Consider the following 13,080-nt stretch of genomic DNA (forward strand, 5'->3'; position numbering starts at 1 on the left):
GCTGTCAGGGTGTTTTTGACAGACGTGTCACGCGTTGCGCATCGCGTCATGGTGAGTTTGGTATTTGTGGAAATGAACAGGAATGGCGGATGCTGGCGTCCCGTCAGAATTGACAATTCCGATACCGGCGTTTGTCTGGGCTTGGGGCAACTTCAATTCGCAGCGGCCGAAAATCGTCCATATCCCCCCGCCCCAATGTCTCAACTGGGTGACGAAAGGTTTTGGCCTTGAAGACCTACTCCGTTCGCAGTGGCGACACGCTGAGCGCGCTGGCCCGCAAGTTCAATACGTCCGTGTCCGCGCTGGCGAAGGCCAACGACATCGCCGACCCGAGCAAGATTCGCGCGGGTCAGACGCTGAGCATCCCGGACACGTTCGAGAGCGCGCCCCCGCGTGGTGGCGGCAGCACGAGGTCCGGCACGGCCAACGCTCCGGCGGGCGGCGACGACTTCACCCCGGCGTCGACGACGACGCGCGCCGCCAACGGTCAGGTCCGCGACGACGACGGCCGGCAGTTCCCCACGTCCCGCGACGGCACGCCGATGTACAAGCAGGGCGACCCGCAGTGGGGCTCGCGGCGCCTGGGCACCGGCTCCAGCCTGTCCGCGGCGGGCTGCGCCATGACGGCCACTGCCATGGCGGTGAGCAAGATCACCGGGCAGACCATCAACCCCGGGGAGATGGACACGTACCTGGACCGCAACAACGGCTACTCGGGCAACGCGCTCGTGTGGGGCACCGCGGCCGGCATGGGCGGGCTGGGCGCCGCGAAGCAGGCGTGGAGCCTGGACACCATCAACAGGCAGATTGACGCGGGCCGGCCGGTGGTCGTGGGCGTGGACTACAAGGCGGGCAGCGGCGGCGGCAGGAACGGCACCGACCACTGGATCACCATCACCGGCCGTGGCACGCAGAACGGCAAGCCCGTCTACTACGCGAATGACCCGGCCACGGGGAGGGAGATCACCCTCAACACCCAGGGCAGCCGTCTGTCGGGCGGCCCCCAGGGCTACAAGACGACGGGCGAGCTGGTGACCTTCTCGGGTGGCAACCCGCGCCCGGGCAACACGAACGGCGGAGGGGGCACGGGCGGCGTGGGCTCCCAGCCGCCGCCGTCCACGGGCGGCTCGGTGAAGGGCATGAAGCTGCCCGGTGGCGACCTGGAGAAGGGCGCGCGCGGCCCCGCCGTGGAGCAGCTCCAGAAGGCGCTGGTGAAGGGCGGCTACATGACCCAGGCGGAGATGAACACGGGCCCGGGCGTGTTCGGTCCTCGCACGGAGTCGGCGCTCAAGGAGTTCCAGGCCGCCAACAACGTGAACAACACGGGTTACTACGGTCCGCTGACGCGCGCGGCGTTCGAGAAGCTGGGCGCCAACGTGAGCAGCGGCGGTGGCACGCAGGGCACGGGTGGCACGCAGGGCACGGGTGGCACGCAGGGCACGGGCGGCGCGCAGGGTCCCGCGAAGGGCAACAACGACCTGAGCGGCTTCTCGTCGAACAAGTACGACAACCTCATCAACGAGATGTCGCGGAAGTACGACGTGCCCGCGCGCCTCATCAAGGCGGTCATCCAGCAGGAGTCCGCCTTCAACCCGAACGCGCGCTCGGGCGCGGGCGCGGTGGGCCTGATGCAGCTCATGCCGGGCACGGCGAGTGATTTGGGCGTCACCAACCGCGCGGACCCGCGCCAGAGCATCGAGGGCGGCACCAAGTACCTGTCGCAGCAGCTCAAGCGCTTCAACGGGGACGTGCGGCTGGCGCTCGCGGCCTACAACGCGGGCCCGGGCAACGTGAGCAAGTACGGCGGCGTGCCTCCGTTCAAGGAGACGCAGGACTACGTGCGGAAGATCACCGGCTGGTACAACGGCGCCGGCCCGGCGTAGTCCGCTGGAAGGTGCCGCACGCACGGCCCGGTTCCCCGCGTGGGGACCGGGCCGTTGTCGTCAGGGCGTGCGGGGCACAGGCCAGAGGGCGGGCGCGTAGACGTCTGGGATGGACACCACGCGCTGCTGCGTCTTCGGGTCCCAGACGGTGGCCGCCGCGAAGCCACCGTACGAGGTGACCAGCAGGAGCCCCTGGTCGAGCTGGAAGCCCAGGTACGCGTCCGGCGGCGTGAGGTCCTTCAAGGACACCCGCTGGTCTCCCCGGGCCCAGAGCAGGGGCTGGCTGAGCACGAGCTGCGGGCCTTCCCGCCGCGCCCGGAAGTAGAGCGTGCCGCCGGGGCCCGGCAGCTCCATCCACCAGCCTGCTCCCGCCGCGCCCGGCTCCTGGGCGTCCAGCTCCTTCGCCAGGGCTGGCGCGGCCTTGGCGCCAGGCAACCGGGTGGGCGGTGAGGCCACCCACGTGGGGGTGAGGGTCGCCTCCGCGTCGAGCAGGCCGTGCTCGGAGGGCGTGTCCTCCTCGAAGCGGGTCGCCTTGGCCTCGATGCGCTTCCAGTCCCCGTCCACCAGCCGGTACGCCATGGCCAGTCCCGGCACGCCCTGGCCCTTCGGAACGGGGAAACTCTCGCCCTGGAAGGTGATGGGGCCCTTGGCTTCGGAGGCCAGGAGGACGATGGCCACCGGCCGGCCCTGGGCATCGAAGGCGACGCGCGACACATAGGGCTCGTTGGGGTTTCCGGCGCTGGTGCCTCCGGGCAGGGACTTCAAGTCGAGCGGCTGCCCGGACTTCGCGTCGACCTCCACCCGCCAGGCCTGGGGGACTTCCCCTTCGCCCGAGGGCCAAGTGAAGACGAGCCCCTGCCCGCCATCCGGGCTCCACGACACGGTGGAGCGGTCGCACCAGGCCTTGAAGCGGAAGACGCGGGTGGCCGTGCCCTTCAGGGGCTGCCGCATCCATTCGCAGTGTTCGCCGTCCTCGGTGGGCTTGAGGTAGCTGAGCTCCGGCTGCGCCTCGGCGGGCGGGGCGGGCTTGGGTGGAGGTGCTGGCGCGGCCTCCGCGCGGGGCGCCGTCGCCGGGGCGGGAGGCGCGGCCGGCTTCTCCTCCTTGCGGGACTGACAGCCCAGGAGGGCCACGGCGGCGAGCAGGGCGGAAGGGGTGCGGAACCGGTGCATGAAAACCTCGGCGGTAGCGGACCTTCGATTCGGGGGCGATTGTGCACGGCCAGGAAGCCACGGAACAGGCCAGATGCCGCGATAGGCTCCGCGTCGTCATGTCGAGCCCTCCCGAGTCCGCTGAACGCCGCCGCTTCCAGGCCGAGCCCCTGATCCACGTCCATCGGCACCTGTCGGCGTCGCTCGGCTCGGCGGAGGCGGTCACCATCGAGGTGCCGGACCCGGACCTGGGCCGAGGCTGCTACCCCGGTGAGCGGGTGGGGCCCTCCGGCGCGTTGCTCCATCGTCCACTGCGAAGCTGGTGCGACCTGGCGGAGGGGCTTGGGTGCCGGCTGCTCACGCCTCGCGCGGTGGACGCGACGCACATCGCGCTGACCTTCGAGCGGCTGGGGCCCGAGGCGCCCTGGCACGCGGGAGGCCAGGCGGGCGAAGAGGCGCCGCCGCGGGAGCGCTATGGCACGGCCTCCGCGTTCTCGCGCCTGCGCAAGCTGGAGGACGCGGGCTTCCTGTTGCCCTGGCTCGAAGCGCTGGGGCGCATCCGGTTGCCGGAGGCAGCCCGCGTGCTGGACCTGGGCGTCAACCAGGGGGATGAGCTGGCCGCGTTCTCGTGGCTGGAGTCCGCTCCGGACGTGCACTTCGTGGGCGTGGACCACAGCGCCAGCGCCATTGAAGCAGCGCGTGCGCGATTTCCGGATGAACGGCACGCCTTCGTCGTTGCCGACCTCAACGCGCTGCCGGAGGGGCTGGGGCGATTCCACCTCGTGGTGTCCGTGGGCACGTTGCAGAGCCCCGGCGTGGACGACCACGCGCTCTTGCGCAAGCTGGTGCAGGAGCACCTGGAGCCGTGCTCGGCGCTGCTGCTCGGCTTCCCCAACTCCCGCTTCCGGGATGGCGAGGTCGTCTATGGCGCGCGGGTGCGGAACCTGCGCGAGCCCGACCTGTCGTTGCTGGTGAAGGACCTGTCCTTCTACCGCCGCTACCTGCACCAGCACGGGTTTCGCACCTTCCTGGGCGGCAAGTACGACCTGCTCCTCACGGCGGTGCGGGACGCGGGCGGCTGAGCATGGCGCTCGCCGCCTGCGCCCCGGCCGCGGCGCGCCGGCTCAGGAGGGCCGAGGCTGGGGGGACGCGCCGGGGACGTGGCCAGCGCGCACCACGAAGTCGCCGAAGCCCTCGCCGGGCTGGCGCTCGCGGGCGTAGCCCTCGAACAGCGGCTCCAGCGCGGCGAGGATGGCGTCCTCGTCGATGTTCTCCCGGTACAGGCGGTTGAGGCGCTGGCCTCGCGCATCGCCGCCCAGGTGCAGGTTGTAGCGGCCCGGCGCCTTGCCCACGAGCCCCACCTCCGCCAGGTAGGGACGCGCGCAGCCGTTGGGGCACCCGGTGATGCGCAGCAACAGGTTGGCGTCCTGGAGTCCATGCGCCCGCAGCCGGTCCTCCAGCCGCCCGACGAAGGAGGGCAGGTAGCGCTCCGCCTCCGCCATGGCGAGCCCGCACGTCGGCAGCGCCACGCAGGCCAGCGCGTTGCGGCGCACGGGGCTGGCGCCGCGGAAGCTGTCCAGGGCGTGCGCCGTCACCAGCGCGTCGATGGCTCCGCGGGCCTGGGGCGTCACGCCCGCGATGACGAGGTTCTGGTTCGCCGTGAGGCGGAAGTCCCCGGTGTGGATGCGGGCAATCTCCCGCAAGCCCGTCAGGTGCGTGGCGCCGGGCCGGTCCGCCACGCGCCCGCTGTCCAGGTGCAGCGTCAGGTGCCAGCGGCCGTCATGGCCCTCCGTCCACCCGAAGCGGTCCCCGTTGTGCTCGAAGGCGAAGGGGCGCGCGGGCTGGAGCGCGAAGCCGAGCCGCTTCTCCAGCTCCGCGGTGAACCAGGGCACGCCGCGCTCCTCCAGGACGTACTTCAGCCGCGCGTGCTTGCGGTTGGCGCGGTCCCCGAAGTCGCGGTGAAGCTTCACCACCGCTTCCGCGACGGCGAGCGTCTGCTCCGGCGGGATGAAGCCGACGACGTCCGCCAGCCGGGGGTAGGTGGCCGCGTCGCCGTGCGTGGCGCCCATGCCGCCGCCCGCCGAGACGTTGAAGCCCACCAGCGCGCCGTCCTCGATGATGGCGATGAAGCCCAGGTCCTGCGCGAAGACGTCCACGTCGTTGAGGGGCGGCACCGCCACGGCGACCTTGAACTTCCGGGGCAGGTAGGTGGGGCCGTAGATGGGCTCCTCCTCACCGCCGGCCACCTTCTCCTTGCCCAGCCAGATTTCGTGGTAGGCGCGCGTCCTGGGCAGCAGGTGCTCGGAGATGCGCGCCGCCCACTGGTACACCGTCTCGTGGACGCGCGAGTCCACGGGGTTGGGGTTGCACAGCACGTTGCGGTTGACGTCACCGCAGGCGGCCAGCGTGTCCATCATCGCGTCGTTGATGCGGGCGATGGTGGACCGGAGGTCATCCTTGATGATGCCGTGGAGCTGGAACGCCTGCCGCGTGGTGATGCGCAGCGTGTGGTTGGCGTGCTCGCGTGCAAGCGCGTCCATGGCCAGCCACTGCGCGGGCGTGCAGACGCCACCGGGCAGGCGGGTGCGGAGCATGAAGCTGTAGTCGGGCTCCAGCTTCTGCTGGCGCCGCTCCTCGCGCAGGTCCCGGTCGTCCTGCTGGTAGCTGCCGTGGAACTTTATGAGGCTGGTGTCCGGCGTGGCGAGCGCCCCCGTCACCGGGTCCTCCAGGCTCTCCTCCAGGCTGCCTCGGAGCAGGCGGCTCTGCGTCTTGATGTGCTCCACTTCGGAGAGCGGCTTGGGCTGGTGGCTCATGTCGTTGCTCGCAATCTCAAATGGGTCAGTAGACGTCGCGCAGGTAGCGCCGCTGCTCGCGCAGGGCTTCGAGCCAGGCGTGCGCGTCCTCGCGGCGCTTGCCGCCGTGCGTGGAGACGATGTCCACCAGGGCTTCGTGGACGTCCGGGGCCATGCGCTGGGCGTCGCCGCAGACGTAGAGGTGGGCCCCGCCTTCGAGCCACGCGTAGACGTCACGTCCCGCCTCGCGCAGCCGGTGCTGCACGTAGACCTTCTGCGCACGGTCCCGAGAGAAGGCGAGCGACAGCCGGTGCAGCGTCTGCTGCTTCAGCGCCTCCTGCCACTCCGTCTGGTAGAGGAACTGGGTGCGGAAGTGTTGCTCGCCGAAGAAGAGCCAGTTGCGGCCCTTCGCCCCCGTCTCCGCGCGCTCCTGGACGAAGGCCCGGAAGGGCGCCACGCCGGTGCCAGGGCCAATCATCAGCACGTCCCTGTCCCCGTCCTCCGGCAACCGGAAGCGCTCGTTCGGCTCGACGAAGACGCGGACCGGGTCGGTGCCCGCCGTGCGCGTGGCCAGGTGGTGGGACGCCGCGCCGAAGTGCCGCAGGTCGAAGGCCGTGTAGTCCACCACCGCCACCGTGAGGTGGGCCTCCTCCCCCACGCGCTTGGGGCTGGAGGCAATCGAATACAGCCGGGGCGTCAGCTTGCGCAGCGTCTTCACCAGCTCGGTGGCGTCCCACGTGGCCTTGTGCGCGCGGAGCACGTCGATGACCTGGTGGCCCGCCAGCAGCGCGCGGAAGGCGTCGGCGCGGCCCGGTTCGAGCACCTCTCGCAGCGCCGCGCTGCCCGACAACGCGGCGTGCCGCTCCAGGAAGGGGCGGTTGAGCTTCGTGATTTCCAGCGCGTCACCCAGCCAGCGGGCCAGCGGCAGCGTGCGGCCATCGCGGGTGATGGGCGCGTCGCCGTCGAGCCGCAGCTCGGACAGGAACAGCGCCACCAGCTCCGGGGGATTGTGAGGCCACACCCCCAGCGCGTCGCCCGGGGCGTACTCCAGCCCGGAGCCCGCGAGCGACAGCTCCACGTGCCGCACGTCCTTGAGCGCTCCGCGCGCGGTGATGCGCTGGTTGAGCAGCACCTCCGCGGTGTACGGCGCCTCCTTGCTGAACGCCGATGCCTTCGCGGCGGGCTCCCGCATGGGCACGACGGTGGCCGCCACGGGGGCTTGAGGCGCCAGGGCCTCGCGCGCCAGGGTGAAGGCCTGGTCCAGCCAGCCCTTGGCCACGGGTTCGAAGTCCACGTCGCAGTCGGCCCGCTCCAGCAGCCGGCTGGCGCCCAGCTCCGCGAGGCGGACGTCGAGCGCCCGGCCCACCTCACAGAAGCGCGGGTAGCTGGAGTCGCCCAGCCCGAGGACGGCGTAGCGCAGCCCCTCCACGCGGGGGGCGCGCTTGCCCAGGATGAACTCGCAGAAGCCTCGCGAGTCATCCGGCGGGTCGCCGTCCCCCTGGGTGCTGATGACGATGCAGAGCAGCTTCTCCTTGGCCAGCTCCCGCACGGGATAGTCGCTGGCCCGGAACAGCCGCGCGGTGAGCCCGGCGGACGCCACCTGGTGCTTGAGCCGCTCCGCCAGCAGGCGGCTGTTCCCCGTCTGCGTCCCGTAGATGATGGTGAAGGGCGCGGCGGGCGCGGCCACGGGCACGGGCGTCACGGGGACGGCGGAGGCCTGCGGCGCGCGGGCGGCCAGCCCCGCCGTGTAGCCGCTCAGCCAGTGCAGGGCGGACGTGTCCAGTCCCCCGACGAGCTTCAGCAGCAGGGCGCCCTGGTCCTCCCCCAGCAGCGCGTTGATGAACGGGGGAGTGGCGGTGACAGGGGATGCGCTCATCGTGCGGCCTCGCGAAGGGAGACGACTCGGGCGAGCTGGGCCTCCAGGTCCTCGCTGGCGTCCAGCTCCAGCCACGCGGCGCCAGCATCCCGGGCCTCCGCGCGCAAGGCCCGGCGAGTCTGGGGCGTGTCGGTGTGGACCAGCGCCACCAGGCCCGCGGCGGCGAGCGCGAGCGCCACCTCCATGTCGCCGTGGGTGGTGGAGACGTGCCAGCCCAGGTCGAACAGCCGGCGCTCCAACTGGAAGGCGCGGGTGCTGGCGTCCGCGCTGGCGGGCAGCAGGACGATGGCGCCGGGCTGTCCCAGCTTCGCGCGCCGCTCGGGCTGCGTGACGAGCGAGGCGTCCACCTTGCCCGGCGCCGAATCCTCCGCGGGGCCCAGGACCATGCCCGCGCCCACGGTGTCATGGGTGAGCGCGTCAATGACGATGAACGCGCCCGTGCGGCGGTTGTCGCGGTACGGGTCCGTCAGCAGGGGGCGCCGGCAGACCAGGCGCACCCGGCCGATGTCATTGAGCGACAGCGACTCCGCGGGCTGTTCGGACAGGTCCGCCAGCTCCTTGCGCCACAGCACCCGTTCGATGTGGGCGGGCGCGGTGCGCGTGGCCTGCTTCACCAGGTAGCGGCGGGCGCAGTCCAGCGGCTGCTCACCGAACCACACGAGCATCGCGTCGAGCTGATGGAGCGCCAGCGGCGGCTGGTCCACGTGGGCCAGCACGTCGCCCCGGCTGGCGTCCACCTCGTCCGCCAGCCGGAGCGTCACGGAAGCAGGGGACGCGGCCACCTCCAGCGGCCCGTCGAACGTGTCGATGCCCGCCACGCGCGTGCGGCGCCCGGAGGGGTGGACCTGGATTTCATCCCCCACGCGGAGGGTGCCGGAGGCAATCTGTCCCGCCAGCCCCCGGTAGTCCTGGTGGGGCCGCAGCACGTACTGGACGGGGAAGCGGAAGGGCGCGTCGTCCTGCCGGCGCTGGTGGGGCAGGGACTCCAACCACGCGAGCAGCGTGCCGCCCTCGTGCCAGGGCGTGCGGGCGCTGGGCCGGGTGATGTTGTCTCCGCGGCTGGCGCTGACGGGGAAGAGCCGCACGCCCTCGAAGCCGAGCGCGCGGGCGAAGTCCACCAGCTCGGCGCCGATGCGCTCGAACGCGTCCCGGTCGAAGCCCGTGAGGTCCATCTTGTTCACCGCCACGGCCAGGTAGGGGATGCCCAGCAGCGAGGCGATGTACGCGTGACGGCGCGTCTGCGGCAGCACGCCCAGGCGCGCGTCCACCAGGATGACCGCCGCGTCCGCCGTGGAGGCGCCGGTGGCCATGTTGCGCGTGTACTGGATGTGACCCGGCGTGTCCGCGACGATGACCTTGCGCCGCGCCGTGCTCAGGTAGCGGTAGGCGACGTCGATGGTGATGCCCTGCTCGCGCTCGGCGCGCAGGCCGTCCGTGAAGAGGGAGAAGTCCAGCGCCTCCTCGTCCGCGCCGGCCGCGGCCTTCAGGCCCTGGGCCAGCGCCTCCGGGGACGCGGAGACGGCGGCGGCCCGCTTCGCGCTGGCCTTGCGCACCGCTTGAATCTGGTCCTCGAAGAGGCCGTCGCACTCGTAGAGGAGCCTGCCGATGAGGGTGGACTTGCCGTCGTCCACGGAGCCGACCACGACGAGCCGGAGCAGCTCGCGGGCGGAGTGCTGGTCGAGCAGTTGCTGCAGTCCGGTGTCCATCAGAAGTAGCCCTCGCGCTTCTTGAGCTCCATGGAGCCCTCTTCGTCGTGGTCGATGAGCCGGCCCTGCCGTTCGGACTGGCGGGCGCTCACCATCTCGTGGATGACGGTCTCCACCGTGGTGGCGGAGGATTCGATGGCGCCGCTGAGCGGGTAGCAGCCCAGCGTGCGGAAGCGCACGCGCCGGAGCACGGGCTTCTCCCCGGGGCGCAGCCGCATGCGCTCGTCGTCCACCATGAGCAGCGTGCCGCCCCGGTCAATCACCGGGCGCTCGGCCGCGAAGTAGAGCGGCACCACGGGGATGCGCTCGCGCAGCACGTAGTGCCACACGTCCAGCTCCGTCCAGTTGGACAGCGGGAAGACGCGCATGCTCTCGCCCGCGTCGACGCGGCCGTTGAAGAGGTTCCACAGCTCGGGGCGCTGCCGGCGCGGATCCCACTGGCCGTGCCTGTCCCGGAAGGAGAACACCCGCTCCTTGGCGCGGGACTTCTCCTCGTCACGCCGCGCGCCGCCGAACGCCGCGTCGAAGCCATGCTTCGCCAGCGCCTCCAACAGCGACTGCGTCTTCATCGCGTGGGTGTACTTCTGGCTGCCGTGGTCGAAGGGGTTGATGCCCTCGGCCAGCGCGCGCTGGTTCTGGTGGACGATGAGGCGCAGCCCGTGGCGGGCCACGAAGGCGTCCCGGAACGCGTACATGTCCCGGAACTTCCAGGTGGTGTCCACGTGGAGCAGCGGGAAGGGGAGCGGCGCGGGATGGAACGCCTTGCGCGCCAGGTGCAGCAGGACCTGCGAGTCCTTGCCGATGCTGTAGAGCATCACCGGGTTGGCGAACTCGGCCACCGTCTCGCGGAGGATGTGGATGCTCTCCGCCTCCAGCTCCGACAGGTGCGACGCGCGCGCGAACGAGTGCTCACTCATGACCGCCCTCCGCCACGCGCGCTGGCGCGTGTCCGTGTTCCGGGGTGCCCTGCGCCACCAGCGACGGCAGGCGCGAGCGCAGGGAGACGACTTCGCCCACGATGAGCAGCGACGGTGAGCCCAGCCCGTCGCGCGCCACCGCCTGGGCGATGCGGCCCAGCGGGGCCTCCACCACCCGTTGATGTTCCCAGGTGCCCGCCTCCACCACCGCGGCCGGGGTGGACGCGGCGCGCCCCGCGCCCATCAGCGCGCGCGCCGTCTCCTCCAGCCGGCTCCCCGCCATGTAGAGGACCAGCGTCTGGGCCTTCGCGAGGAAGTCCCAGTCCGGCGCGCTGCCGCCGCGGTAGGCGGTGGCGAAGGTCACCGCGCCGGACACGCCCCGGTGCGTGACGGGGATGGCCGCCGCGGCGGGCACGGCCGTCCCGGCGGTGAGGCCGGGCACGACTTCATAGGGGATGCCCGCCTCTTCCAGCGCGAGCGCCTCCTCGCCGCCGCGGCCGAAGACGAAGGCGTCCCCGCCCTTGAGCCGCACCACGCGGCGCCCCAGCAGCGCCTGGGCGATGAGGAGGACGTGAATCTCCTCCTGGCTCACCGAGTCGCCGCCCCCCTCCTTGCCCACGTAGATGAGCCGCGCGTGGGGGCGCGCATGCTCCAGCACGCCGGGGTGGACCAGCCGGTCATGAACGACGGTGTCCGCCTCGCGGAGCACGCGCGCGGCGCGCAAGGTCAACAGCTCCGGGTCGCCCGGGCCCGCGCCGACCAGGAACACGCGGCCTCTCGTCTGCTCTCTCATGGTGTCTCTCCAGGAACCTTCAAGGCCCGCAGGTCCGCGCGCAGCCGTGCCCAGGCCGCCTTGCGCTCGCCCTGCTCCAGCAGCACGCCGATGTCGCCCACCGCCACCTGCTTCAGGAGTTGCTGGCGCTCGGTGCCCCGGGGCAGGTGCTCGCGCAGCCAGCCGCTGAGCCGGGCCCGCCAGACGTGGTGGCGCGTCACCTGGGCGGTGAGCGTCTTGCGCAGGTGGCTCGCCAGGGCGGGCGCCTGACCCGCGCTGGACACCGCGACGGTGATGGGGCCCCGCCTGCCGATGGAGGGCAGGGTGAAGTCACACAGCTCGGGCTCGTCCGCGGTGTTGACCCACACGCCCAGGGCGCGGGCCTCCGCCGCCACCTGCCGGCTCACGGCCGCGTCATCGGTGGCCGCGAGCACCAGGTGCTGGCCGCGCGCGTCGCCGGCCTCGTAGGGGCGGGGCAGCCACTCCAGGTGCCCGCCCTCGGCGAGCGTCCGGAGGGTGTCGGTGGCGCGTGGCGCGATGACGCGCAGCCTCGCGCCGGCGTCGAGCACCGCCAGCGCGCGGCCCTCCGCGATGGCGCCGCCGCCCACCAGCAGGACGGAGCGCCCTTCCAGTCGAAGGCACACGGGATAGTCCATGGGATGTGAAGGCATGGCGGCGCTCATCGGACCGGGTGGAGGCCGCACTCGCGGTTCTCCGCGGACTCCCACCACCAGCGGCCCGCGCGTTCGTCCTCGTAGGGCTTCACCGCGCGCGTGCAGGGCGCGCAGCCGATGGACGGGTACCCGCGGTCATGGAGCGCGTTGTAGGGCACGCCGTTCGCCCGGACGTAGGCCCAGATGTCCTTGCTGCTCCACGTGGCCAGCGGGTTGAGCTTGAGCAGCCCGTGCGCGCCGTCCACCTCCACCGTCGCCACGTCGGTGCGGGTGACGGACTGCTCGCGGCGCAGTCCCGTCACCCACGCCTCGCGGCCGGCCAGCGCGCGTGCCAGCGGCTCCACCTTGCGGATGGCGCAGCACTCCTTGCGCGCCTCCAGGCTCTGGCGGAAGGAGAAGTAGCCCTTCGTGGACTCCAGCGCCTCCACGCGCTCGCGCTCCGGGAAGTACGTCTCCACGGTGACGCCGTAGCGCTTGCGCACCACGTCCATGAGCTCGTACGTCTCTGGTGGCAGGCGGCCGGTGTCGAGCGTGAAGAGGCGCAGGCTGGGCGCGTGCTGGCGCGCCAGGTCGATGAGGACCAGGTCCTCCACGCCGAAGCTGGAGGCAATGGCGGCGCGCGCGCCGAAGCGGCGTTCGGCCCAGGTGAGGATGTCCTGGGCGGGGGCGGACTTCACCTCGGCGGCTTCGGCCAGCAGGGTGGATACGTGGGGCAGCGGGGGCGGCATGGGGACTCCGGCAAAAAAGAAACGGCCCGCCTCTTTCGAGGGCGGGCCGCACGAGCAAGAAGGTTCGAGAAGGACGCGCTACTCGCCTCTCGATGCTCGGCACCCGCCCTCCGGCGGACACGCGGGACACGCACAGCACGGACAGCCGTTGGCACCCGCGGCACAGGCGGCGGCACACCCGGCGGCGAGCACGGGAGCGCGGAGGGCATGGGTGTCAAAGGCGAAGGACATGGGCACGCGGTGCGGGGCTGGGAGCGGGAACGAAAACGGCCCGGTTCCTGGGTCAGGAGACCGGGCCGGGAGGAGCGCGGGGCGGAAGGCTTGGAGAGGCTTCCGGTGTGCGCGTCAACAACCCAGGTCCGGCTGACGACAGCAGGCACACGACGGACAGCAGCGGCTGAAGCACGGCGCGGCGGTCGGTGTGAGTGGGTGCGTCATCGAGGAGCCCAACGCTAACGCCTGCCGCGGGCGGGCGTCAACCGGCCCTCACGGAAGAGGCGCGGACAAGGGCTCGTTCCAGAGGGGGCGGTCGCTCGTCCGCCTGGTCTCAAGGCGTGTGGGCCGACCTTGGAAGGGGGCGGGG

10 protein-coding genes are annotated in these 13,080 nt (G+C 71.9%); 2 read left to right on the forward strand and 8 right to left on the reverse strand.

What is annotated here, in order from left to right; genetic code table 11:
• The first annotated feature begins 227 nt into the window (after positions 1-227).
• Entirely contained in the window at positions 228-1,883 is a 1,656-nt protein-coding gene (locus MYMAC_RS38350; RefSeq protein WP_095961565.1) for a transglycosylase SLT domain-containing protein, read from the forward strand.
• Between the two features lie 60 nt (positions 1,884-1,943).
• Here the strand turns inward: MYMAC_RS38350 and MYMAC_RS11560 are convergent, their stop codons facing one another.
• The gene (locus tag MYMAC_RS11560; protein ID WP_095958135.1) at positions 1,944-3,053 is read right to left on the reverse strand and encodes a hypothetical protein; all 1,110 of its coding nucleotides are present in this window, start codon (positions 3,051-3,053) and stop codon (positions 1,944-1,946) included.
• A gap of 98 nt (positions 3,054-3,151) precedes the next feature.
• Between MYMAC_RS11560 and MYMAC_RS11565 the strand changes: the two genes are divergently transcribed.
• Positions 3,152-4,114 (forward strand): class I SAM-dependent methyltransferase, encoded by a 963-nt coding sequence (locus tag MYMAC_RS11565; RefSeq protein WP_204817524.1) that lies wholly within the window; start codon positions 3,152-3,154, stop codon positions 4,112-4,114.
• A 42-nt stretch (positions 4,115-4,156) separates the two neighbouring features.
• Here MYMAC_RS11565 and cysI read toward each other — a convergent pair whose 3' ends face one another.
• The 7 genes from cysI to MYMAC_RS11600 are packed head-to-tail and all read right to left on the reverse strand — an operon-like array spanning position 4,157 to position 12,497.
• Positions 4,157-5,845 carry an assimilatory sulfite reductase (NADPH) hemoprotein subunit gene (cysI, locus tag MYMAC_RS11570; RefSeq protein ID WP_095958137.1) on the reverse strand — a complete coding sequence of 563 codons (1,689 nt, stop codon included), beginning with the start codon at positions 5,843-5,845 and terminating at the stop codon, positions 4,157-4,159.
• A gap of 25 nt (positions 5,846-5,870) precedes the next feature.
• The gene (locus MYMAC_RS11575; RefSeq protein WP_095958138.1) at positions 5,871-7,700 is read right to left on the reverse strand and encodes an assimilatory sulfite reductase (NADPH) flavoprotein subunit; all 1,830 of its coding nucleotides are present in this window, start codon (positions 7,698-7,700) and stop codon (positions 5,871-5,873) included.
• Positions 7,697-9,406 (reverse strand): sulfate adenylyltransferase subunit 1, encoded by a 1,710-nt coding sequence (locus MYMAC_RS11580; protein WP_095958139.1) that lies wholly within the window; start codon positions 9,404-9,406, stop codon positions 7,697-7,699. The genes MYMAC_RS11575 and MYMAC_RS11580 overlap by 4 nt, the downstream gene beginning before the upstream one ends.
• Positions 9,406-10,323 (reverse strand): sulfate adenylyltransferase subunit CysD, encoded by a 918-nt coding sequence (gene cysD / locus MYMAC_RS11585; RefSeq protein ID WP_013938920.1) that lies wholly within the window; start codon positions 10,321-10,323, stop codon positions 9,406-9,408. Before cysD ends, MYMAC_RS11580 begins: the two co-directional genes overlap by 1 nt.
• Positions 10,316-11,116, reverse strand: a complete 801-nt coding sequence (gene cobA, locus MYMAC_RS11590) for a uroporphyrinogen-III C-methyltransferase (protein WP_095958140.1) — start codon at positions 11,114-11,116, stop codon at positions 10,316-10,318. Before cobA ends, cysD begins: the two co-directional genes overlap by 8 nt.
• Complete coding sequence (locus MYMAC_RS11595; RefSeq protein ID WP_095958141.1) at positions 11,113-11,778, reverse strand: precorrin-2 dehydrogenase/sirohydrochlorin ferrochelatase family protein; 666 nt, start codon at positions 11,776-11,778, stop codon at positions 11,113-11,115. Before MYMAC_RS11595 ends, cobA begins: the two co-directional genes overlap by 4 nt.
• Positions 11,775-12,497: a phosphoadenylyl-sulfate reductase gene (locus MYMAC_RS11600; protein ID WP_095958142.1), complete on the reverse strand. Its 723-nt coding sequence runs from the start codon at positions 12,495-12,497 to the stop codon at positions 11,775-11,777. The genes MYMAC_RS11595 and MYMAC_RS11600 overlap by 4 nt, the downstream gene beginning before the upstream one ends.
• Positions 12,498-13,080 lie beyond the last annotated feature (583 nt).

Source organism: Corallococcus macrosporus DSM 14697, assembly GCF_002305895.1.
Taxonomy (GTDB): domain Bacteria; phylum Myxococcota; class Myxococcia; order Myxococcales; family Myxococcaceae; genus Myxococcus; species Myxococcus macrosporus.

Bases quoted from the DNA above. Each gene is read 5' to 3' on its own strand.
- cobA (WP_095958140.1), bottom strand. From the start codon at position 11,116: ATGAGAGAGCAGACGAGAGGCCGCGTGTTCCTGGTCGGCGCGGGCCCG.
- MYMAC_RS11565 (WP_204817524.1), top strand. From the start codon at position 3,152: ATGTCGAGCCCTCCCGAGTCCGCTGAACGCCGCCGCTTCCAGGCCGAG.
- MYMAC_RS11580 (WP_095958139.1), bottom strand. From the start codon at position 9,406: ATGGACACCGGACTGCAGCAACTGCTCGACCAGCACTCCGCCCGCGAG.
- cysI (WP_095958137.1), bottom strand. From the start codon at position 5,845: ATGAGCCACCAGCCCAAGCCGCTCTCCGAAGTGGAGCACATCAAGACG.
- MYMAC_RS11560 (WP_095958135.1), bottom strand. From the start codon at position 3,053: ATGCACCGGTTCCGCACCCCTTCCGCCCTGCTCGCCGCCGTGGCCCTC.
- MYMAC_RS11600 (WP_095958142.1), bottom strand. From the start codon at position 12,497: ATGCCGCCCCCGCTGCCCCACGTATCCACCCTGCTGGCCGAAGCCGCC.
- MYMAC_RS11595 (WP_095958141.1), bottom strand. From the start codon at position 11,778: ATGAGCGCCGCCATGCCTTCACATCCCATGGACTATCCCGTGTGCCTT.
- cysD (WP_013938920.1), bottom strand. From the start codon at position 10,323: ATGAGTGAGCACTCGTTCGCGCGCGCGTCGCACCTGTCGGAGCTGGAG.
- MYMAC_RS11575 (WP_095958138.1), bottom strand. From the start codon at position 7,700: ATGAGCGCATCCCCTGTCACCGCCACTCCCCCGTTCATCAACGCGCTG.